The following is a 23,424-nucleotide window of genomic DNA, read 5'->3' on the forward strand; positions in this document are numbered from 1 at the left end:
AATTATTAGGTTTATACTATGCGTGCTTTTAAAATTGGATTATTAATCACGTCGGTAAGTTTTATTATTTGGGCAACATTGTTTTGTTCAAATAACGGGCAAGATCTAAGCTCAGTTAATACTTGTCTTCATAAAGAACAAACCACCACGATTGACAATAACAGTGTAAATCGTTGTATCCAAATTGAAGAAGATTCGTCATGGGGATCTTGGTTAACAGGCGATAGCCGTAGCGCGCAATTTCATTACTTGGACTTGCTAGAGCTGTTAACGGGTACCGATGACAAACACAAGCCCTCTTCAGTCAAACCGTTATTTTAATTAAATGCAGCATTTTTTTAGCGCGTTACAAAGTGTGCTTGCTGCATTTTTTGGTGTTCAATCTGAAAATAAACGCCAAACAGATTTTAAGCACCACTCTCCTATTACCTTAATAGCTATTGCCGTAGTGCTTTTTATATTATTGCTACTGGCTATTTATGCAACCGTGACTTCGGTGCTAAATACATAGCCATCAGCTCATCCACTTTATTACGTGAACCGCCTTTTGGACTAATCGTACGTTTAACCTGAATTTTATCCAGTGATGCTTGACTGTAAATTTTGCGTGTCCACACGGTATCGTGGTTTGAAATTAGGACTGGCGTGCTATGTTCAAATGCAGCTCGCTCAGCCAAATTAGCTAAATTAGCCTGATCATCTAAGTTAAACCCGCCTTTAGCGTAAGAGGTAAAGGACGCGGTTTTACTTAATGGCACATAAGGCGGATCACAATAAATCACCGCATTTTTCGGTACTAATTTAAATACATCACCGTAACCTAAGCAGGTAAATGTTGCTCGTTGCGCTTTGCTAGCAAAAAAGTACATTTCTTTTTCAGGAAAATAAGGTTTTTTATATTTACCAAAAGGCACATTAAAAGTGCCCTTTAAGTTATAACGACATAATCCGTTATAGCCATGGCGGTTCATATATAAAAATAAAATAGCTCGTTCATACACATCGCTGCTTTGGTTAAACTGCACACGATAATCATAATAAGCATCTGAGTGGTTGTTTAAATCAACAAATAGTTTTTTAGCATCGCTAATAAACTCATCTGGCGAACGTTTGAGTTCTTTGTATAAATTGATTAAATCAGCATTTATATCGTTAAGTACATAGTGTTTGAAATTGCTATTTAAAAACACTGAGCCCGCACCAACAAAAGGTTCAACTAAGGTATCTGCATGTTTACTTGCTTGCTTTAGTCGCGCGTTAATATCTTCAACGAGGCTGTATTTTCCGCCAGCCCATTTAAGGAAGGCTCTACTCTTTTGCTGCATTGGCTCTTTACTTCAATTCGATGTTGCGCGATTTTACACTAAAGTCACTGAGTTTACTGATCAACTCGTGCAATTTCTTGTTTTATTTTGCTAATTTTTTTGTAGAAAGGTTTATTTTTTCTTACCCCTGCAGGAAGTGCTTGCAGTGCTTGTTTTGCCTCATTTAAGGTTGAAAAACTACCTGTTGTCACCACCCACCACATTTTACCATTTCGTTTAGTTTGGTATGTATTAACGATGCTTTCTAGCTTATTTTCAACAATAAACTTATTACCTACTTGCTGCTGAGTTACTGCTAATAACTGTATAACAAAGTGATCTTCAGGTTGCTCTAAATACCAATTACTCGCTACTTTTACTACTTGGCTTTGTTGCTTTGTTAGTGCAGGTTCAGTAATAGGTTTTTCTTCAATAGCCGTCAAGGGTCGTTTTTCTTGTTCAACGATAATGGCAGATTCCGTTAAGCTGCCAACAATAGCTGGAACGTCATTATTAGCACTCTCTTTAGTTACAAGCTGTGGTTCAGTAACAAGAGATGGTGCTTTAATCGGTTGCTCTTTGCTTTGAGTAACTTGCTCGGTTGTAATTGCAGTGGTAAGTACTTGTTCATTACTTTGACGATTAGAGTCTTTCCACCATTGGGTCATATCAGCTTTGTAAACCAGCCCGATGATCAGTAGCATAATTATCAGCAATAATGTAAGTAACTGTAAACGCCAAGATACCTTATCTTTAACAATAACATCAGCAACCTGTTCGTTAGGTTGCCAAGCAAGTAAAAGACTCGGATTACCTTGAGCCTCAACTAAAAAGGTTTTAAATACAGGGTCTTCATCATAAGGTAACGCCGTGAAGTACCATGCCATTAGCTGCTTACTTTCAACCAAGTTTAATGGCTCTAAATGAATATTAACTGCATCTTTAAACGGCAATTTAGATTGTGATGCAATCATAATATAAAGTACATTAGGGGCGCTTTTTGATAATAGCTCAAGTTCAGTTATTAGCTCATCCGATAGGTGTCTGCCACCATCTATAACCCATAAACATGCACCGCATTGTTGTTGCCGCGCTAATTGGTAATAGTTTTGCGATAAGCTTAGGTTGTGATCAATTAAAGGGGCGTTAAAACTTTGCTCTAATAGCTGAGTCATTAATTGCACATCAGTCATCTGTGCGCTAACTTGCACAAACGCTTTATTAAAATCGTTATATTTATCAGTGATGAAGGTTTCAAGCAAATAGCTTTTACCTAGACCAGAAGTGCCCAACAAAACAATTAGGTTTTGACCATATTCAAATTGCAATGCGATTCTATCCACCAAAGCCGCACGGCTTGGTAAAATTTGTGACTGCATTTATTGCTCGATCAATGCTCTGACTTGATCATCAGACACATCATCAACTAATGCACATTGACCAAATTCGGTGGGTAAAATGAATCGAATAGTCCCTTTTTTATTCTTTTTATCTTTGCGCATGTGCAGTAAAAAGTGCTCACCGGTCATATCGCTAGGTATCTCGATTGGTAAGCTATATTGCGCTATTAATGTAGTAATACGCTCTACATCTTCTTGTGTTAAATCTTGGCGAGTATAAGCAAGCTTTGCAGCAAGCACCATACCTGTTGCGACTGCCTCACCGTGCAGCCACACACCGTAACCCATTTGTGCTTCAATAGCATGCGCAAATGTATGCCCTAAATTTAATAGCGCACGAAGGCCTTGTTCCTTTTCATCCTCTGCAACAATAAGTGCTTTAATTTCACAGCACCTAAAGATAATGTGCTGTAAACACGCCTCATCTAACTGTTTTAATTCATTAATATGCTGCTCTAAATAAGAGAATAACTGAGTATCGTAAATCAGCCCATACTTAATAACTTCCGCCATGCCCGCAGCAAACTCGCGTGTTGGTAAAGTATGCAATGAACGCGTATCGATAAAGACAGCTTGAGGCTGATAAAAAGCCCCAATCATATTTTTACCTAGTGGATGATTGACCGCAGTTTTACCGCCAACAGAAGAATCAACTTGAGATAATAACGTGGTTGGTATTTGGATAAAAGGCACGCCCCGCTGATAGCAGGCAGCTACAAATCCGGTTAAATCACCTATAACGCCGCCACCTAGCGCAATTAAACAGGTGTCACGGCCGCAATTGTTCTCAAGTAGAAATGCTGAAATTTTTTCAAACCAAGTAAGTGATTTATATTGCTCACCATCTGGAATAATAAAATGCAGTGGGTTTAGCTGTGCTAATGAATCAAGCAACTGCTGAAGATACAAAGGCGCAATGGTTTCATTGGTAATGATGATAGGCCGACAATCACCAATGTGATGAATTAGACGGCCTGTATCTTGAAGTGCAGATTGGCCAATATAAATAGGATAACTTCGCTCGTCTAAATTAACAGTTAATTCAAGCATGCTGGGTTAGTCCTTTTTAATACTGGCTTTTAAAAATCCAATTTCTCGATTATTTGGTTAGCAACAACTTTAGCACTCTGCTCATCAGTGCGTACAACAAAATCGGCTACTTCTTTATATAATGGTTCACGCTCTTCTGCTAAGCGCTCAAGTACATCACGAGGTGCTTCTTCTGTTTGCAGTAATGGGCGACGCTTGTCGCGTTGCGTACGTGCAACTTGTTTTTCGATCGGTGTCTCTAGGTATACAACAATACCGCGAGCCGAAAGCTTGTTTCTAACTTCTTTACTCATTACTGAGCCACCACCGGTTGCAAGTACAATACCTTGCATTTCGGTTAGGTCACCAATAACAGATTCTTCACGAAGTCGAAAGCCTTCTTCACCTTCAAGATCGAATACCCAGGCAATATCTGCGCCCGTGCGACGTTCGATTTCTTGATCCGAATCAACAAATTCAAGGTGTAATTGGTCAGCGATGTGACGACCAATCGTGCTTTTGCCAGCCCCCATGGGGCCAACTAGAAATATATTACGTTTCTCAGCCATATCTTTTAGTACAAACGAACTCTAAAATTTGAAATAAAACCCCGCCTAACGACCTGGCCCCAAAATTAAGAAGGGGATTATCTCAGTAATCGGTCGGGTATTTCAAGTCAATTAGGATAAAAAGCCATATAACGAGCAATTAAACTAAATAATTACCCATTGGTTAACAAAAAAGCATCTTATTATAGGCTAGTTTATCTTCTAGGGTTAAAATTTATGCAATTAAGGTTACTACATTGTTGCTTCATGAAAGCTTTTGCATGGTAATTCTACAAAAGCCTAGATTACAAACAACATAAACGCAGCCTCAAAATGCATCCGCAGTACAGCACATAATTAGAATTATATACTGCCTAATTGTACATTTATAGGGACTATTCACACTAAGATAACTAAATCACATGCCAATAGCTATCTAGGCTGTTGTTCAACCTAGATAGATTAGATATTTAGTCTATTTGAATTTTAGGTGTGACAAAAATCAGCAGTTCACGCTTTTCATTGAACTCGCTAGTGCTTTTAAATAGTCTTCCAACGTAAGGAAGGTCGCCCAATAAAGGTACTTTTTTGGTCGAATTAATAATTTGCTGTTGGAAAATACCACCCAACACTACCGTTTGTCCATTCTCAACGAGTACTTGAGTCTCAATTTGTTGCGTATCAATCGCAACAGCTGGGCCTGTACCTGTTTGGACTGTATCCCCTCGGGTATCTTGAGTAATAATTAAATTTAAAATAACCTTATTGTCTGGCGTGATATGGGGTGTAACCTCTAGACTTAGTACCGCCTTTTTAAAGCTTACAGTTGTTGCACCACTTGATGCAGACTCCACATAAGGGATCTCAGTACCTTGCTCAATACGCGCTTTTTGCTGATTAGCAGCAGTAATGCGTGGGCTTGCAATGATCTCACCTTTATTTTCTTCTTCAAGTGCAGTTAATTCTAAATCAATTAATGTTCCGTTAGCTAATTTAGCAATATGCATACCGATACTAGCCGATGGATTCGCCACGGGTAAATTTACGTTGAGTCGATCTGAAAGATTAGGAATATTACCATTGGAAATCGTTTCAGCGCCCTCTAAGGTACCCGAAACACCATCAGAACCTTGTTGATCACTAAACCCCCAACGAACACCCAAGTCTTCGGCTACGTTGTCACGTACAGTTACCATACGCGCCTCAATAACCACTTGTTTAACGGGAATATCTAATGTTTCAACCATACGGCGAACACTCTCGATACTTTTTGCTGTGTCCTTCATTAATAATGTATTGGTACGTTGATCAACAGAAACGCTACCTCTGGCGGTAATAATACTATTGGCGTCTGTTTTTAATAAGTCGGCAAAATTTTCTGCTTTAGCATAATTTAAGCGAATATATTCACTATAAAGTGGTTCTAAATCCTCAACTTGCTGCTTCGCTTTTAACTCCCTTGCCTCACGGGCAGCAAGCTCTTCAGATGGCGCAACCATTAAAATAGAGCCATCCATGCGCTTATCTAAACCTTTTATTCTGAGCACGACATCCAAAGCCTGATCCCACGGAACCCCATCTAGGCGAAGAGTAATATTACCCGTTACGGAATCACTTGTGACTAAGTTAAAATCATTGTAACCAGCAATAATTTGTAACACAGCTCGCACAGGGATATCTTGAAAGTTAAGTGTCATCGGGCGACCTAAGTACTCTTTACCACCATCTAAGTAGGCATTTTGCGTTTCATCTTTCTCAACCGTTAAGGTAAAAATATTCTCAATTTGCTGATAGGTATAAGCAAAAGCAGTATTTGGTTCAATTACTAAACGTGTAAGATTATCTTCTTTAAACGTTTCAATATTGCTCACCACAGTGCCAAAATCAAGTACATCTAATTCATATAATAAGTCATCTAAAATATCAGTATGATGAAACTCTGCAATAATTTTTCCACCGCTCTCATGAACCTCTACAGCAGCCTGAGTATCTTGCAGATAAACCAGTACTCTCGCCTCACCTTTTTCTCCACGGCGAAAATCAATTGCTTGAATACCATTAATGTAGTCAGAAGAATAGGCTGATTTATCTTCGGTAGTCGTTAAGGTTTGCTCTGTGAGTGGATTATCGGAAACTCTTATTGAAACTAAGTTATTGTTTACTTGCATTTCATAAATTTTTAATCGCTCCAGATTAATAGTCACTTTTAAACCCGCACTGGTCATAGTACTCGCTATATCACTTATACCAGCTTGATTGATAGTAATACTCGTTAAACCCTCATCTAATTCTACTCCATCAAATAATAGTTCTATTCTTGCAGGACTATTAAAAATCTGTGTTGCTGGTTGCTGCTGTAGCTTTTCATCAAAGACAAGCTGTAATTCGGTTTCACCTTTAAGTAATGGGTTATATCGAACATCATAAAGTAAAGGAGTGGCACTAACCGCTTTTGGTGTGAGTAGTAAAAAAATAAACAACAAAGCAGATAGGATATGATGATGCGAACACTCACCTTTGTGCATATAGGAAATACCTTTTTTCTTATTAATTTGCGCCATTGGTTGCCGCCTCTAACATTTCTAATTTGGTCAAACGTTCTTTCCAACAACCTGACCCATCAGGGATTAATTCAACTAATTCAATATAGTCACTATTAACATTGGTTACTTTTCCATCATACGTTCCTAAATAGCTGCCTATTGATACGCGATGTAAGGTGTCATCAGCAGCTGTAATGAGTGCCCATGTTTTGCCATTCGATCCTATTGTGCCCTTCATTGCTAAGTTATCTAGTGGGTACTTCTCCAGTGGCTGACGAACACGCTCTGGATCTGGGTGAAGACAGTTTTTAATTTGTGTTAGTTTATTTTGTATAATTTCTGGCTCTGGTGCTACAAAAGGGCTACGTAAGTCTTTGGCGTTATATTCAAAGTGTTCAAACTTAACTAATTCTGGTATTTTTTCGATACGCGCACTTGTATTTGCTTTAACCTGATCAATAAACTCCTTTTGCTCTGATGTATCTTCATTGCAGCCACTGAGTAACAACATTGCGGTGATTAAAAAGAGAAGTTGCTTTATCATCTTGCCCCCTCTTCATAACGATATGTTTTTGCTATTACACTGAATGTTAACTGTTTTTCGCCGGATGATAAAATAGAGAAATCATGTAAACTTACTATTCTTGGTAGCTGCGCTACTTTCCCTACAAATTCACCAAACTCATGATAAGTTCCTACCACTTCAATTTTAATAGGCAACTCTGTATAAAACTCTTTTTCAACTTCAGGCAGCCAACCAATTTTCAAGAACGTTAACCCGCTGCTAGTACCCACATAAGAAAGGTCATCTAACAACCCTGGCGTCTCGTTAGAGGTAGGTAGGCGTTTTAATAATTGAGAGAACTTATCTTCCATCTCAACCATTTGCTCCCGGTAAATATCAAGTTTACTAGCAACCGCATACTTAGTTCGATAAGTTGTACGTAACTCAACTTCTTTGGCAACCGCATTATGGTAGCTCTCTATTTCATCCGACACTAGTAAACTATAACTGAAAAACAAGACAAGGCAGGCAACAAAAGTGCCACATATTACTTTTACAATAACAGGCCATTCACCGATGTTATCGAGCTCTATCTCATGCCAATCTATCTCGGTAAACGATTTAAGATCAAGGTTCATTACGTACCTCACCTATTTGGCCAAATGGTTTTACGTAAAACTCCATGTTAAAATCACTGAGTAAACGGGAAGATTGATCGCCAGCAACAATACCTTGCATTGTTGGGCGCTCTAATAAGTAAGAGCTTTGTACTTGTCGCAGCATAGTAGATAAACGATTATTAGATTCGCTTTTACCTAGCACCTGAATTTGGCTACCTTTGCGCTCAAGCTTAGTTAAATAGACCCCTGCAGGGACTATTTTTGCCACTTCATCCATTATTTGGGTGCCTAAATTACGGCTACTTTGTAACTCTTCAATTAAACGCATACGCTGTTGTAAGTTTTCTTTTTTCTTGTCTAGATCACGTATGTCGCGAATTTTATTGTCGAGCGTGGTAATTTCTGAGCTAAGGAAATTATTTTTTAACGTTTGCCCCTCTTTTAAAGCACTATAAAACACACTCAACATATACATGCTCATAAAACAGGCGATAACAACAACCAAAAGAAGTGTTATAAATTTCTTTTTTGATTGCTCACGTTTTAGCTCACGCCAAGGCAATAAATTTATATGTGGCATGATGAAAAGCTCCTCAATGCCAGCCCAGTTGCAATTGCAAATTGAGTACGATGACGCTGTATTATATGACGATCAACGCGAGGTGATATTTCCATCTTTTCAAACGGCTCAACAATAACTGTGTGTATTCCTAATTCTTCAATCAACAATCTATCAATACCTTTAATCATCGCGGTTCCGCCTGTCAGTACAATATAGTCCAGTTGTTCTTTACCTGTGGTGGTTAAAAACATTTGCACTGCACGACGAACCTGTTGTAGTAATGATGTTTGAAAAGGGGCTAATACTTCAAATGTATAATTAGGTGGTAAGTCACCGGTTGTTTTACCAATTTCAGCCTCATCAAAACCTTTATTATAGTAAGCAACAATACTATTTGTGTATTGATCACCTCCAAATACCTGATCGCGAGTATAAATTGTTTCACCCGACTGCACTACACTTACCAAAGTGAGCACGGCGCCAATATCCACTACTGCAACGGTTTTATCAAAAGCATCTGATGGTAACTGTTGGTAGTAAACATCCATAGCGCGGCTTAACGCGTAGCTTTCAACGTCCACTACTTTTGCTGTTAAATTAGCAGCACTTAGCGCACCGACTCTTGCTTCGACACTTTCTGTTCTAGCGGCAGAGAGCAGTACATTTATCTTGCTCGGATCAGCGCTATTTATAGAGAGCTTTTCAAAATCGAGACTTACTTCATCTAATGGGTAAGGAATTAAGCTGTCAGCTTCAATTTCAATCTGCGACTCTAATTCAGCATCGCTTAAGGAAACATCCATGAAAATGACTTTGGTGATCACTGTTTGTCCAGAGACTGCAACAGCAGCAAATTTTAACGACTTAGGTAACTTTCGTTTTAGCTTAATTATAACATTACCAATGGCTTCAATATCTTGAATGTTACGCTCGCTCATAGCGCCTTTTGGCATAGGTTCAATTGCAAGTGCTTCTAGTCGAAGCCCAGTTTCTGTTTCACTTAAAAGTACGGCCTTGATAGAGTGCGATCCAATATCAATACCTACCATCATTGGTGATGGTTTTTTTATTAGTTGACTTAGCATGTTTGCAACTTTGCCTTTGTTTTAATAATAAACAAGTTATAATTTATATCTTAAAAAATATTATTCAATTTTTAATCAATATATACTAGCAGTCTCAACCTGTAATTGGGAGTCCGTTTAGGGAAATATCAGTGATTTTATTAAAAAGAACTTTACAATTTTTGATCATTTGTGCATTACTTGCACTAATTACATTGCTCAGCCTTTATTACTACGTTAAATCCGATATTCCCAGCGTGCAAGTTTTAAAAAATGTGCAATTACAAACGCCTATGCAAGTATTTACTAAAGATGGGCTTTTAATCAACCAATTTGGTGAAAAAAGACGGATCCCTGTAACTATAGACCAAATTCCCCAGCCTTTATTACAGGCTTTTTTAGCGACTGAAGATAGTCGCTTTTATGATCATATCGGTATTGACCCAATAGGTATAGTGCGCTCAGCGTTAGTACTTATTTCTACTGGTGAGAAAAAACAAGGTGCCAGTACTATTACCATGCAATTAGCTCGTAACTTCTTTTTAACCAGAGAAAAAGCCTATATTCGTAAAGTAAAAGAAATATTTATCGCTGTGCACATAGAAAATCTACTAACCAAGGATGAAATTCTTGAGTTGTACCTAAACAAAATTGAGTTAGGTAATCGTGCTTTTGGCATTGGTGCTGCGGCTCAGGTTTATTATGGTAAAGATCTAAAAGAGTTAACGCTTGCGCAAATGGCCATGATTGCAGGACTACCAAAAGCGCCTTCGGCACTTAATCCAATTCGTAATCCAGCACGTGCTAAAGCACGAAGAAATGTGGTTTTAGGGAGAATGCTTGATGAGAAGTATATTTCAAGCACCCAATATGACGAAGCCATTAACCAACCGATTACTGCCTCATTTCATGGTGCTGAAATTGACTTATATGCGCCGTACATTTCAGAAATGGTACGAGCAGAAATGGTGTCACGCTACGGTATAGATAAAGCCTATAACTCAGGGTTTAAAGTGTACACCTCTGTTGAATCGGATGTGCAAAAAGCAGCGCAAACCGCCTTAGTTAATAACCTGCATGCCTACGATATGCGTCACGGGTTTAGAGGCCCTGAAGCAATATTATGGGATCCGCAAACAGAGCCACCATTAGCGCAGTCGACATTATTAGAAACTTTAAAAGCGGTTGAAGAGCTTGGACCTTTAAAAACGGCTGCGGTGTTAAGCGTGAGCGATAGAAGCGCTGAAGTCATACTTAAAAGCGGCGAGCGCACAACCCTTACTTGGGATAACCTAAAGTGGGCACGTAAGTTTATTACACGCTATCGGCAAAGCTTTGCGCCTGAAACAGCAAGCGATATATTAACGCCAGGCATGCAAATATGGCTGCGCAAAAATGACGATAATAGCTATATTTTAAGTCAAATACCTGAAGCGGCGAGCGCCATTGTTTCTTTAGACCCACAAGACGGGCGCATAAAAGCCATTGTTGGTGGATATAGTTTTGAACAAAGCCAATATAACCGAGCTGTACAAGCTAAACGCCAAGTAGGCTCAAATATTAAGCCGTTTATATATTCAGCTGCGCTTGAAAAAGGCTATACACTAGCGTCAATTTTAAATGATGCTCCTATAAATCAATGGGATAAGAGCCAAGGCGTTGCATGGCGACCAAAAAACAGCCCAGCTATTTATAATGGCCCAATAAGAATTCGTCGTGCTTTAGCCCAATCTAAGAATGTAATTTCCGTACGTTTATTAAGGGGCGTTGGACTGCAAAGTACAGCCGATCATTTATTAAAATTTGGTTTTGACGATAAAGATATAAATCGTAGTGAGTCACTGGCATTAGGCAGTGCATCCATTACGCCGCTTGAATTAGCACGCGGGATGAGTGCGTTTGCTAATGGTGGCCACTTAATTGAGCCATATTTTATTTCTGAGATCCAAGATGCGATGGGCAATACTTTATTTAGAACTAATCCCACCATTATTTGTGATGATGAAACGACAACACCTAGCTCGCTAATGCTAGGTGAGCAAGTAGCACCAAATTGTGCGCCGCAGATCATCTCTAAGCAAAATGCATTTTTAATTGCCAGCGCAATGAATAGTGCAATTTGGGGTGGCGGTAGCTGGTCACATAAAACCGGTTGGAGTGGAACAGGCTGGCGCGCACAAGCGTTAAAACGTCGTGACCTTTCCGGTAAAACAGGAACAACTAATGACTCTGTAGATACTTGGTTTAGTGGCTTTAACCGCGATGTGATGACATCAGTTTGGGTTGGCTTTGATAATCCAGGTAATGCCTTGGGGCGCTCAACCTATAATAATAACTTAGGGAGTGGTCAAATATCTGGTGCAGAGTCGGGTGCAAAAACAGCATTACCTGCCTGGGTTGAATTTATGAGTGTGGCGCTCGATGGTAAACCTGACGCACCAATCGAGCCACCTGAAGGATTAGTGTCAATTCGTATTGATTTAGAAACTGGGTTATTAAGCCACAAAAACGATTACACTAGCCGCTTTGAATACTTTGAAAAAGGCACTGCTCCTACCAAATATGTGTTATCACAACCAAATGACATATTTGAAGAAAACACTAAAACTGAAGAAGAGCTATTTTAATTATAGCGAACATCAAAAAGGCCGCTAATTAGCGGCCTTTTTGATGTTCTAACTAATATTTTGTACCAACCAGTATAAGTCAGAGTGAACGCCAGCAGCAGTCACTTCTTTACCCGCACCGGGGCCTTGTATCACTAATGCATTTTGGTTATACCATTGGGTATTGATCACAAAAATATTATCGCCTGGGGTCAAATTAGCTACCGCTTCGCTTTTTGGTACATAGGCAATCCCTACCTTAGCGTTTAGCGTGTTGTTTTCAAACTCTAATAACCCGGTGTAGCACAGTGCAGCATTTTGTTGCTGAGCCGCTTGCGCATGCTGCTCAATAAACGCATCTAAACGAGTCTTATTATCAATAAAGTCATTCCAGCTGCCTACAGTTAGCTCATCGGGCATCAATGCGGATAAAGAAATATCATCAAGTTCCAATTCAATACCTAATTCACGCGCCAAAATAAGCAACTTACGTTGCATATCTCGTCCAGATAAGTCTTCTCGAGGATCAGGCTCTGTAAACCCCAAAGCTTGGGCTTCAAGGACTAAATCTGAAAACGCTTTACTGCCATCATACATACTGCATAACCATGACAGCGTGCCTGAAAACACACCTTCTATTCGCGTTATTTTATCGCCACTATTTTGTAAATCAGCCAAGGCAAAATTAATCGGTAGTCCGGCCCCTACACTTGCATTATAACGCCAATGTAAGCCACGTTGAGCTAGGCTTTCACGTAGTGTTTGATACCACGAAAGCGATGCGGTTCCCGCGTATTTATTAGCACTAATTAGATGGCAGTTTAATTCAACTAACTTACTATAAAGCTGACTAAAATGTTCACTTGCGGTAATGTCGATCACTATTTTATGTTCATACTCAAGAGTATCTATGTATGACAATAAACCGGCTTGTTTATAGGAGCTTGCATGGTTTTTCCATTGAAGTTGCCAGTTTTCACTGTCTAATCCATTAGCATTCACCAGCATCTGCTCTGAGCGTAAAAGCGCTACTAACTTGACGTTAAAATCAGTTGATAAACGTGCTAGTTGAGCGGGTAATTGGCGCATAAACTCAGCACCTACATTACCAAGTCCTGCAATAATTAAAGCTATTTCTTGTGCTTTATTAATGAGCTTGTCATGTAACAGGCTCAGCGCATCACTTTCAAGTACTTGATCGGTTAACAGTAACGTATATCCCTCACCATAATGGATAAACCGAGGGTGGATAGATTGTGTTTGTAATAAGGCTTCACTTTGCTTACCAAGCGGCGCTACCTCTTGATCAGGTGCAATAATCGCCACCCCATTTAAGTTTGACTCACTAATATTGGCGCGGCCAGCAAAATAATTAGCCACCTGATGTGTCGCTGACGCAGGGACTAGTAAGTAGATTTCGCCTTCGTGTTCAAAGTGATGCAAACTATGCTGAATAAGTTGGCTAACATGTGCTACTTCGCCTTCACTCAGATCATCAACAATGAGTAAATCCACATTATTTACTGTGGTTAAAAAGCGTTTTTGTTTACTCATTCCTAGTTTAACTATTTCGGTATGACTGCCTTGAGGATCGTAACTACTGAGAACAACTAATTCTATATCGGTATCTTTTAATGGCGATAATGTTTTAGCGTGTAATACTGGATTACCTAATCTCGCTAATAAATTCGCTTGATCACGGCACACTCGCGCATACTTAACCGCATTAGCAACCTTACGCGGATCAGTACTAAAAACACCTTGAGTGTCAGTCCAAATAGAGACTTTTTTAGCATTGCAATACCGCGCTAATAAAGTGGCACTGTAATCACTGCCATTTCGCCCTAAGGTCACTGTTTCACCATGTAAATCAGCCGCAATAAACCCAGTAACTACATTAATTTTACTCGTCTGTATGGCTTTTAAGCACTGCTGCTGATTATTAGCATGCTGCAGCTGTCCAGCATCTAACGTAAATAACTGCCTAGCGTCATGGGCACAAGCGCTAACGTTAAGCTGTTCTAAGTAAGCGCTTAGTAACCTTGCAGACCACAATTCACCATGCGCTAATAACGCAGCCTCAGCTAATGTCCCTTGCTTAGCCTGCTTGGTAATAATACTGAGCTCAGTTTCAAGTAAATCAAGCGCATGGTGCTTAGCGTTAGCTATTAATAATTGCTCAATCAGAGCTATTTGATGATTACTCAATAGCAATACAATATCAGCAATAGCTTGAGTGTCTTGCTGTTGATAGCTTTGCCACAGTTTAACTAAGGTATCTGTGGTTTTACCGGCAGCCGATACCACCACACAATCCCCAGCTTGAGCATGAGTTAAAATAATATTTGCGACACTTTTAAAGCGATCCGCTGAGCTTAAACTCGAACCACCAAATTTATGAACCTGATTTACCATATTAATACCGACTCGCATTTATGTTTTGTATTTTGAAGATTGGTATGCACTACCATAACGCCGGATGCGCCGCGTTTAACTTTGCTGAACCAAATGATTCACTAGCACCACTTTTTGCCGATAGGCCGGGATTGGCTTGCCCTGGGCGTACCAAATTAAATACCCTGTCTAAGTCAGCGAGTAAATCATTTACATCTTCAATACCCACCGAGATACGAATAAGCGTGTCGCCTACTCCGGCTTCTGCACGCGCGGTTGCGTCCATGCCGGCGTGGGTCATAGTCGCAGGGTGACAAATTAAACTTTCTACTCCACCTAATGATTCCGCTAAGCTAAATTCATTTAAGCGCGTTAAAAACGCTGCAGCATCGTTTATATCGCCTTTTATATCAAAACTAACCATAGCACCAAAGCCAAGCTGCTGCGCCTTAGCTAGCGCATGTTGAGGGTGTGATTCAAGACCTGGGTAGTAAACTTGGGCAACAAACTGGGAGCGTTCTAAATACTGTGCAATGGCGAGTGCATTTTCTTGGTGTTGCCTTAAACGCACGTTTAACGTACGTAAGCCTCTGAGCGTTAAATAGCTATCAAATGGCGCGCCAGTGATGCCAATGTTATTTGCCCACCACGCTAACTCTTCACCTAACTCAGCAGTCGCTGCGATAACCGCGCCACCAACAACGTCTGAATGGCCATTGATATATTTTGTTGTTGAGTGCACCACAATATCAGCGCCAAACTTAATCGGGTTTTGTAATGCTGGCGATAAAAACGTGTTGTCGGCGGCAACCAGTGCACCACACTGTTTAGCTGTATCAGTTACCGCTTTAATATCTGTTAAGCGTAAAATAGGATTGCTAGGTGTTTCAATCCAAATCAGCTTAGGTTTAATAGCAAGGATGCGTGTCAAACTGTCACTTTTGGTAAAATCGACCACTTCTAGTTTTAATAAGCCGCGCTTTTCTAGCGAAGTAAATAAGCGATAGCTGCCCCCATAACAGTCATGAGGGATCACTAACGTATCGTCACTATTAAGTAATTGTGTTGTTAGGTGAACGGCTGCCATGCCTGTTGCGGTAATAATGCCTTTAGCGCCACCTTCAAGCTCCGTGAGCGCTTCAGCCAAAATGTCACGATTAGGGTTACCACTGCGTCCATAATCATACTGACGCTTGGTATCAAAGTCAGAAAATGAGTAAGTTGTTGATAAGTAAAGCGGTGGAACAACCGCGCCATGCTGTTTGTCGGCTTCTATTCCACTACGAACAGCAATTGTTGCCTTATTTTTTTCACTCATTTTCGCTACCTTTACTAATTTGGATGTTTAGACGTCTAAAAGGTAGCGCATGCAATTTAAGATGTCAAAACATTTAAATGTCTAGATAGCTAAATAACTAGTATTTGACTATCTTTTTTAAACCGATAGAATTTCACGCATATTTACACGCTTTGATGCTGTGTGAGCAATTTATAATCTGAGGCAATGATACATCTTATGGCTAAATGGAATGGTGAATATATTCACCCATACGCAGAACACGGGAAAAAATCCGAACAAGTAAAGAAGATCACCGTTTCGATCCCGCTAAATGTATTAAAAGTATTAACTGATGAACGTACTCGTCGTCAAATAAACAACTTACGTCATGCAACAAATAGCGAGCTTTTATGCGAAGCGTTTTTGCATGCGTTTACCGGGCAACCGCTGCCTAATGATGATGATTTGCGTAAAGATAACGCAGAAAAAGTACCTGAAGAAGTGAAGAAAATAATGCAAGAAATGGGACTAGAAGTGCCTATTTTAAATGAAGACTAGAAGGGTCTTTATACAAAAAAACCTCAGCAAATGCTGAGGTTTTTTTGTGCTAATTTACACTTAACAATTACGCCATGTAGTTTTCTGGCATATCAATTTGTGCAACGCCAGAGTCTACCGCCGCCTGTGCAACCGCTTTAGCTATACGTGGTAACAAACGTGGATCCATTGGTTTTGGTATAATATATTTAGCACCAAACTCTAATTTGTCGATGCCTGCGGCAGTAAGCACTTCAGTCGGCACGGGCTCTTTAGCAATACTGCGAATTGCTTCTACAGCAGCAATTTTCATCTCGTCGTTTATTTCACTGGCACGTACATCTAACGCACCACGGAAAATAAACGGAAAACACAATACGTTATTAACTTGATTCGGATAATCAGAGCGACCTGTAGCCATAATTAAATCGTTACGTGCCGCGTGTGCTAATTGCGGATCGATTTCAGGATCGGGGTTTGAACAAGCAAATACCACGGGTCTATCAGCCATTAATTTTAAATCTTCAGGGGCTAATAAATTAGGGCCCGATACACCCACAAACACATCGGCATCTTCAATTACATCTTGTAAAGTACGTTTATCGGTATTGTTTGCAAATAATTGCTTATATTCATTCAAGTCATCACGACGCGTATGAATAACTCCTTTGCGATCTAACATATAAATATGTTCACGCAACGCGCCACACTTAATTAAAAGCTCCATACAGGCAACAGCTGCAGCGCCGGCACCTAAACACACAATAATTGCATCTTCAATTGCTTTGCCCTGTACTTCCAGCGCGTTTAGCATACCCGCAGCCGTTACAATAGCCGTACCATGCTGATCATCATGAAAAACAGGAATACTACAACGCTCTATAAGCGCTTTTTCTATTTCAAAACACTCGGGCGCTTTAATATCTTCTAAATTAATTCCACCAAAGGTGTCGGCAATATTAGCCACTGTGTTAATAAAGTCTTCGGTAGTACGGTGCTTAACTTCAATATCTATAGAGTCTAACCCAGCAAAACGCTTAAATAGTAGCGCTTTACCTTCCATAACGGGTTTTGAAGCGAGTGGACCTAAATTACCTAAGCCTAAAATTGCGGTGCCGTTAGTAATAACCGCAACCATATTTCCTTTACCAGTATATTTGTAGGCATTTGCTGGATCAGCGGCAATTTCACGAACAGGTTCTGCGACACCGGGGCTGTATGCGAGCGCGAGGTCTTTAACCGTCTCAGCGGGCTTGGTCAGCTCAATACTGATTTTACCTGGAACGGGATGGGCATGGTAATGTAGTGCTTGTTCACGAAAGTCTGACATAACGCGATTATATCCTGCAATTAAAGTTAAAGTGAGAGGTAGTTTTAATCTACGATACCTTTATTATTTTTAAATTCCAAGCAATATCAGGTCTATCCTGTTATATGCTAGAACTGTTAATTTTAAGTGATTTATCAGCAACTTCCCTAGATTATCCTGACATATTTAAAATATAAATTCGTCATAAAAATGAAAAATACAGGTACTTTTTGCCCTTGTTCTATTTTTATAAAGCGTATTTTTTAGTCTTAAATTAAAATAGTGAAATACCGAATTTTATTTAACTTTAAACACAAATAACCTCACGTTACCTGCATTTGAGTATCATCTTTAAAGTTTAACAAATAAAAATATAGAGAATATTGGCTGTTTTGTCTGCAAATGTTTATGCATACTCAGAATAAGAACAGGAAATAGTTATGCAAAAAAAATAAATACAAAATTGCTAAGAAAGCAGGTAGGAAAGTAAATTTTGGCCACAAAAAAAGCACCCTAAGATGCTTTTTTTACATAGAAACAAAAAATTATTTTTTGCTGCTAAGTGCACCGAAGCGCTTGTTGAAGCGATCAACACGGCCGCCAGTGTCTAAAATCTTTTGCTTACCAGTGTAAAACGGGTGACACGCAGAACATACGTCTAAGTGAATGTCTTTACACAGAGTAGAACGAGTTTCGAATTTGTTTCCGCATGAACAAGTTGCAGAAATTACTTCGTACTTAGGGTGAATACCTTCTTTCATAGGAACCTCTAGTTAAGGCCGCATCGCTCTCCAAACCCGAAGTCTGGCACCATACGTCGTTAAAACAAATTTATTGGTCGCGAATTTTATCCAACAACCCGTACGCACACAAGCTTTAATTACCCTTTTTGCTAAAAAGTCGGCAAACACCTATTCATTACTGATTTGTCGGTAGGCTTTTAATGCTATTTTTAGTACATTAAACCATTACGTTAATTGGTTGAGTTGTTATGCGTTTTGCTGAAGTTGCAATAAAAGTCCCCTTGCCTCGCACCTTTGATTATAAAGTGGATGAGCAATTAGTACCGCTGACTCAATTACAGCCTGGTATGCGCGTGTTAGTCCCTTTTGGCAATCAACGTAAAGTAGCGGTTATTCTTAGCTTAAAAGCGGAAACAGCAGTCCCGGAAGGCAAAATAAAATCTATTATTGAAGTTATTGACGACTCACCGGTGTTATCTGCGCAGCATTTAGAGCTACTGAAGTTTACAGCGCGTTATTATTGCTATCCACTCGGTGAAACTATTCATATTGCATTGCCCAGTGCACTGCGCCAAGGTGAGTGCCCTGATAAAACCAGTATAAACATGGTGACATTAAGCGAAAAGGGGGCACTTTTACCGTCTTTAAAAGCTAAAACACAGCTTAATTTGCTTAAGCAATTATCAGCATCCGGTAAATCATCATTAACCGAACTCAAAGCCCTCGGGTTTAATAAAAAAACCATTGATACCCTTTTAGATAAAGAGCTAATAGTTCAAACCATTGAGCACGACAATCAATGGCAACATACCTCGCCAACGGTTGGCAGCAAACCTCGTTTAAATAAAGAGCAAGCCATTGCCTGCACTGCAATTAATCAAAGTACGGGGTTTAATAGCTTTTTGCTAGAAGGTGTCACTGGCAGCGGAAAAACCGAAGTTTACCTGCAATGCCTAGAAGAAGTTTTAAAACGTGGCGAACAGGCGTTAGTGCTCGTTCCTGAAATAGGACTAACACCACAAACGGTCAATCGTTTTAGACGTCGCTTTCCTGACACCCCTATTATGTTATGGCACTCGGCATTAACCGATAACGAGCGTCTGCAAACATGGCGCTTTTGTGAAAAAGGCAGTTGCGCCATTGTTATAGGTACCCGTTCGAGTATTTTTCTGCCATTTTTAAAGCTTGGGATGATTGTTGTTGATGAGGAGCATGATGCCTCATTCAAACAACAAGACACCTTACGCTATCATGCCCGTGATTTAGCTGCGTATCGTGCCTATCAGCATCAAATTCCGCTTATTTTAGGTAGCGCCACGCCGGCATTAGAAACACTGCATAAAGCAATTAATAACAAATACCAGTTACTCACATTAAGTGAGCGCGCACAAACCGCCACCGATAATCAGTTTAAGCTGCTCGACATGAAAGGTCAGCCTGATCGAGCCGGTATTGCGCATGCCAGTCTTGCAATAATGCGCCAGCACCTGAATAGAGGAAAGCAGGTGATGGTATTTTTAAATCGCCGTGGATTTTCTCCTACCTTGATTTGTCATGAATGTGGTTGGTTGAGTGAATGTAACCGCTGCAGCACCAGTGCGACTTTTCATAAGGCAATAGGCCAAATGATTTGCCACCATTGTGGCGATCAATATCATGTACCACATCAATGCCCTGACTGTGGTAGTACGCAAATTTTTCCTAACGGCAAAGGCACCGAGCAAATAGAAGAGTTTTTAAGTAGTGAATTTACAGACACCCCGATCAGCCGTATCGACCGTGACTCAACTCGGCGTAAAGGCAGCCTTGAAAAAGCACTGGATGAAATAAACCAAGGCGGCGCACGTATTTTAGTTGGTACGCAAATGCTGGCAAAAGGTCACCATTTTGCTGATGTTAGCCTAGTACTTATTTTAGATGTCGATAGTGGTTTGTATTCGTGTGACTTTAGGGCTACTGAGCACTTAGCACAATTAATAACTCAAGTTGCAGGACGCGCAGGACGTTCTGGCGAACCCGGTGAAGTATTATTACAAACGCACTTTCCTGAGCACCCGTTATTACAAGATTTAGTTAATAATGGCTATCAAGATTTTGCCCGCTTTGCACTCACTGAACGAAGCGATGCGCAGCTGCCACCTATTACGAGTATGGCAATTGTTCGCGCACAAGGGCATAACATAAAGCAAGTCGTCGACTTTCTAACTGATTTGGTTCCTGTCAATGGGGTATCTGGTATACAATTGCTCGGACCGATCCCCGCGCCTTTAGAAAAAATAGCGGGCATGTATCGTTTTCAATTACATATTCAAGCGCAAGATCGACGCATACTACATCAGTATCTTGCACAAATGGTTGATTATCTTAGCACTAGCAAGCTTGCTCAAAAAGTTCGCTGGAGTTTAGACGTAGACCCTACAGACATGATTTAGGTAAGGCCACATTTAATACCATGGCACAACATGATTATATTAATAAAAAACCAACAAATAGAAAAAATAGCAAACAACAACCGGCAAAAAAGCCCTTCCCAATTTTATTGACCATTATTGCACTACTGTTAGTCGGTGGTTTTGCGTACGGACTCTGGTTTGTTAAAAATAATGCCGACCCAGAGCTGGTTGAAAAACAAGTAAACCCACTGCCAGAAAAGAAAATTGAAATAGCCAAACCACGGCCGCCAGAGTTTATCAGAGAAATTAAGGAGCATGAGATTCAGGTTGAAGTGAAAGAACTTGAACAAAAAGGCCCTTATGTTATGCAATGTGGCTCGTTTAGAACACACGAACAAGCAGAAACATTAAAAGCTAAAATAGCGTTTGCAGGATTAATTTCAGAAATCAAAAAAACCACAGGCAGCAATGGTATTTGGTACAAAGTGCGTTTAGGGCCTTATGAAACCAAACGCCAAGCCGAAAGTGATAAGAACAAACTTAAACGAATTAGCATTGTTGGCTGCGGAATTTGGGGCTGGACTTGAATTTAAACCATTTACCCATATAACCTCTTCATTAGCGTTTTTTACGCGTTAATTTAGCGCGATAATAAGGAATAACATGACTACAATTGTAAGTGTACGCCGTGATGACAAAGTTGTTATTGGTGGTGACGGCCAAGTGTCCCTTGGTAACACAGTAATGAAGGGCAATGCCCGAAAAGTTCGACGCCTTTATAATGGCAAAGTTATCGCTGGGTTTGCTGGCGGTACTGCTGATGCCTTTACCCTTTTCGAACGTTTTGAAAGCAAACTAGAAATGCACCAAGGTAACCTCACTAAAGCTGCTGTAGAAATGGCTAAAGATTGGCGTAGCGATCGTGCCCTGCGTAAACTTGAAGCTTTACTTGCTGTTGCTGATGAAACAGCTTCGCTAATTATCACCGGCAACGGTGACGTGGTGCAACCAGAAAACGACCTAATCGCAATTGGCAGCGGCGGTAACTTTGCGCAATCAGCTGCAACCGCCTTATTAGAAAATACCGACTTAAGTGCGCGTGAAATTGTAGAAAAAAGTCTAACAATTGCTGGCAACATCTGTGTATTTACGAATAACTTCCAAACTATCGAAGAATTGTAATAGGAACTCGCTATGTCTGATATGACCCCAAGAGAAATTGTTCATGAGCTAGACCAGCATATTATTGGCCAAGCTAAAGCGAAAAAAGCGGTTGCTATTGCCCTTCGTAATCGCTGGCGCCGTATGCAGTTAAACGAAGACTTACGCGCAGAAGTAACGCCAAAAAACATCTTAATGATTGGCCCTACGGGTGTAGGTAAAACTGAGATTGCTCGTCGTTTAGCAAAGCTTGCCAACGCACCTTTTATTAAAGTTGAAGCCACTAAATTTACAGAAGTAGGTTATGTCGGCAAAGAAGTTGAAACTATCATCCGTGATTTAGTTGATGTTTCAATTAAAATGACAAGAGAGCAACAAACTAAAAAGTTCAAACATCGCGCAGAAGAAGCGGCTGAAGAACGTATCTTAGATGTATTACTGCCTCCAGCGAAAGATCAGTACGGTGAAGTTCAGCGTGATGAAAATTCATCGACACGCCAATCGTTTCGTAAAAAGTTACGCGAAGGCCAATTAGATGACAAAGAAATTGATATTGATTTAGCCCAAGCTCAACCTAATATTGAAATTATGGCTCCTCCTGGTATGGAAGAAATGACCAACCAGTTACAGGGAATGTTTCAAAACATGGGTGGTGATAAACGCACTAAGCGTAAGCTTAAAATTAAAGAAGCGTTTAAACTACTTACTGAAGAAGAAGCCGGTAAACTGGTTAATCCTGAAGAATTAAAAGAACAGGCCATTTTTGCAGTAGAGCAAAACGGCATTGTGTTTATTGATGAAATAGACAAAATTTGTAAACGCGGTGAAGCCTCAGGCCCAGATGTAAGTCGTGAAGGTGTACAACGTGATTTACTTCCGCTTATTGAAGGCTCTACCGTTAATACCAAGCACGGCATGGTAAAAACTGACCACATGTTGTTTATTGCCTCAGGCGCATTCCAAATGTCTAAACCATCAGACATGATCCCAGAGTTACAAGGCCGTTTACCTATTCGTGTTGAACTTGAAGCACTCACAGCCGATGACTTTAAACGTATATTAACTGAGCCACACGCATCACTTACTGAGCAACAACGCGAGCTACTCAAAACAGAACAAGTGACCATTGAGTTTAGCGATGATGCGATTGAGCGTATTGCTAAAGCCGCGTGGCAAGTGAACGAAAAAACCGAAAATATCGGTGCGCGTCGCCTTCATACAGTGATGGAAAGGCTAATGGAAGAGATTTCATATGACGCTTCTGAAAAAGCGGGTTCAAGTCTTGTTATTGATGCCGCCTACGTTGAAAAACACTTAGGTGCGCTAGTTGAAGATGAAGACTTAAGTCGTTTTATTCTTTAATTGAAAACACAAACAGTTATACTAAAAGCCTCCAATATGGAGGCTTTTTTGTAAGCGAGATGACG

The 23,424-nt window shown here is 40.1% G+C and carries 21 protein-coding genes; 8 read left to right on the top strand and 13 right to left on the bottom strand.

What is annotated here, in order from left to right:
- The first annotated feature begins 18 nt into the window (after positions 1-18).
- Both KG708_RS09610 and KG708_RS09615 read left to right on the top strand, forming a co-directional pair.
- A complete protein-coding gene (locus tag KG708_RS09610) occupies positions 19-321 on the top strand; it encodes a hypothetical protein (RefSeq protein WP_213609214.1) in 303 nt (100 codons plus the stop codon).
- A gap of 4 nt (positions 322-325) precedes the next feature.
- Positions 326-511: a DUF2970 domain-containing protein gene (locus tag KG708_RS09615; RefSeq protein ID WP_213609216.1), complete on the top strand. Its 186-nt coding sequence runs from the start codon at positions 326-328 to the stop codon at positions 509-511.
- On the opposite strand, the gene KG708_RS09620 is transcribed toward KG708_RS09615, so the two are convergent.
- From KG708_RS09620 to KG708_RS09660, 9 genes are all read right to left on the bottom strand, one after another.
- Positions 474-1,325, bottom strand: coding sequence for a Dam family site-specific DNA-(adenine-N6)-methyltransferase (locus KG708_RS09620; protein WP_213609218.1), 852 nt, complete (start codon positions 1,323-1,325; stop codon positions 474-476). The genes KG708_RS09615 and KG708_RS09620 overlap by 38 nt on opposite strands.
- Positions 1,326-1,378: 53 nt before the next feature.
- Positions 1,379-2,683 (bottom strand): AAA family ATPase, encoded by a 1,305-nt coding sequence (locus tag KG708_RS09625; protein WP_213609219.1) that lies wholly within the window; start codon positions 2,681-2,683, stop codon positions 1,379-1,381.
- Positions 2,684-3,754, bottom strand: coding sequence for a 3-dehydroquinate synthase (gene aroB / locus KG708_RS09630; protein WP_213609221.1), 1,071 nt, complete (start codon positions 3,752-3,754; stop codon positions 2,684-2,686).
- A 29-nt stretch (positions 3,755-3,783) separates the two neighbouring features.
- Positions 3,784-4,302 carry a shikimate kinase AroK gene (aroK, locus tag KG708_RS09635; RefSeq protein ID WP_008466255.1) on the bottom strand — a complete coding sequence of 173 codons (519 nt, stop codon included), beginning with the start codon at positions 4,300-4,302 and terminating at the stop codon, positions 3,784-3,786.
- Positions 4,303-4,751: 449 nt separating this feature from the next.
- Positions 4,752-6,842, bottom strand: a complete 2,091-nt coding sequence (locus KG708_RS09640) for a type IV pilus secretin PilQ family protein (protein WP_213609223.1) — start codon at positions 6,840-6,842, stop codon at positions 4,752-4,754.
- A complete protein-coding gene (locus tag KG708_RS09645) occupies positions 6,829-7,368 on the bottom strand; it encodes a pilus assembly protein PilP (RefSeq protein ID WP_213609225.1) in 540 nt (179 codons plus the stop codon). The genes KG708_RS09640 and KG708_RS09645 overlap by 14 nt, the downstream gene beginning before the upstream one ends.
- Positions 7,365-7,967, bottom strand: a complete 603-nt coding sequence (locus KG708_RS09650) for a type 4a pilus biogenesis protein PilO (protein ID WP_213609227.1) — start codon at positions 7,965-7,967, stop codon at positions 7,365-7,367. Before KG708_RS09650 ends, KG708_RS09645 begins: the two co-directional genes overlap by 4 nt.
- A complete protein-coding gene (locus tag KG708_RS09655; RefSeq protein ID WP_213609229.1) occupies positions 7,957-8,529 on the bottom strand; it encodes a PilN domain-containing protein in 573 nt (190 codons plus the stop codon). Before KG708_RS09655 ends, KG708_RS09650 begins: the two co-directional genes overlap by 11 nt.
- Entirely contained in the window at positions 8,517-9,596 is a 1,080-nt protein-coding gene (locus KG708_RS09660; protein ID WP_213609231.1) for a pilus assembly protein PilM, read from the bottom strand. The genes KG708_RS09655 and KG708_RS09660 overlap by 13 nt, the downstream gene beginning before the upstream one ends.
- A 131-nt stretch (positions 9,597-9,727) precedes the next feature.
- On the opposite strand from KG708_RS09660, the gene KG708_RS09665 reads away from it, so the two are divergent.
- Entirely contained in the window at positions 9,728-12,202 is a 2,475-nt protein-coding gene (locus KG708_RS09665; RefSeq protein WP_213609233.1) for a PBP1A family penicillin-binding protein, read from the top strand.
- A 48-nt stretch (positions 12,203-12,250) separates the two neighbouring features.
- Here the strand turns inward: KG708_RS09665 and metL are convergent, their stop codons facing one another.
- Both metL and metB read right to left on the bottom strand, forming a co-directional pair.
- Positions 12,251-14,596: a bifunctional aspartate kinase/homoserine dehydrogenase II gene (gene metL / locus KG708_RS09670; RefSeq protein WP_213609235.1), complete on the bottom strand. Its 2,346-nt coding sequence runs from the start codon at positions 14,594-14,596 to the stop codon at positions 12,251-12,253.
- Positions 14,597-14,645: 49 nt separating this feature from the next.
- Positions 14,646-15,893, bottom strand: a complete 1,248-nt coding sequence (gene metB / locus KG708_RS09675; protein WP_213609237.1) for a cystathionine gamma-synthase — start codon at positions 15,891-15,893, stop codon at positions 14,646-14,648.
- A gap of 198 nt (positions 15,894-16,091) precedes the next feature.
- On the opposite strand from metB, the gene metJ reads away from it, so the two are divergent.
- Entirely contained in the window at positions 16,092-16,412 is a 321-nt protein-coding gene (metJ, locus tag KG708_RS09680; protein ID WP_008115021.1) for a met regulon transcriptional regulator MetJ, read from the top strand.
- A 67-nt stretch (positions 16,413-16,479) separates the two neighbouring features.
- On the opposite strand, the gene KG708_RS09685 is transcribed toward metJ, so the two are convergent.
- The gene (locus KG708_RS09685; protein ID WP_013463901.1) at positions 16,480-17,721 is read right to left on the bottom strand and encodes a malic enzyme-like NAD(P)-binding protein; all 1,242 of its coding nucleotides are present in this window, start codon (positions 17,719-17,721) and stop codon (positions 16,480-16,482) included.
- A gap of 524 nt (positions 17,722-18,245) precedes the next feature.
- Positions 18,246-18,461, bottom strand: a complete 216-nt coding sequence (gene rpmE, locus KG708_RS09690; protein WP_008115018.1) for a 50S ribosomal protein L31 — start codon at positions 18,459-18,461, stop codon at positions 18,246-18,248.
- A gap of 230 nt (positions 18,462-18,691) precedes the next feature.
- Here rpmE and priA point away from each other — a divergent pair, with 230 nt between their 5' ends.
- From priA to hslU, 4 genes are all read left to right on the top strand, one after another.
- Positions 18,692-20,875, top strand: coding sequence for a primosomal protein N' (priA, locus tag KG708_RS09695; RefSeq protein ID WP_213609238.1), 2,184 nt, complete (start codon positions 18,692-18,694; stop codon positions 20,873-20,875).
- A 20-nt stretch (positions 20,876-20,895) separates the two neighbouring features.
- Complete coding sequence (locus tag KG708_RS09700; protein ID WP_213609240.1) at positions 20,896-21,423, top strand: SPOR domain-containing protein; 528 nt, start codon at positions 20,896-20,898, stop codon at positions 21,421-21,423.
- A gap of 76 nt (positions 21,424-21,499) precedes the next feature.
- Positions 21,500-22,018, top strand: coding sequence for an ATP-dependent protease subunit HslV (gene hslV / locus KG708_RS09705; RefSeq protein ID WP_008115012.1), 519 nt, complete (start codon positions 21,500-21,502; stop codon positions 22,016-22,018).
- A gap of 12 nt (positions 22,019-22,030) precedes the next feature.
- Positions 22,031-23,359: an HslU--HslV peptidase ATPase subunit gene (gene hslU / locus KG708_RS09710; RefSeq protein WP_213609242.1), complete on the top strand. Its 1,329-nt coding sequence runs from the start codon at positions 22,031-22,033 to the stop codon at positions 23,357-23,359.
- Positions 23,360-23,424 lie beyond the last annotated feature (65 nt).

The sequence above is a fragment of the Pseudoalteromonas sp. genome (genome assembly GCF_018402495.1).
In the GTDB taxonomy this organism is placed as follows: Bacteria; Pseudomonadota; Gammaproteobacteria; order Enterobacterales; family Alteromonadaceae; genus Pseudoalteromonas.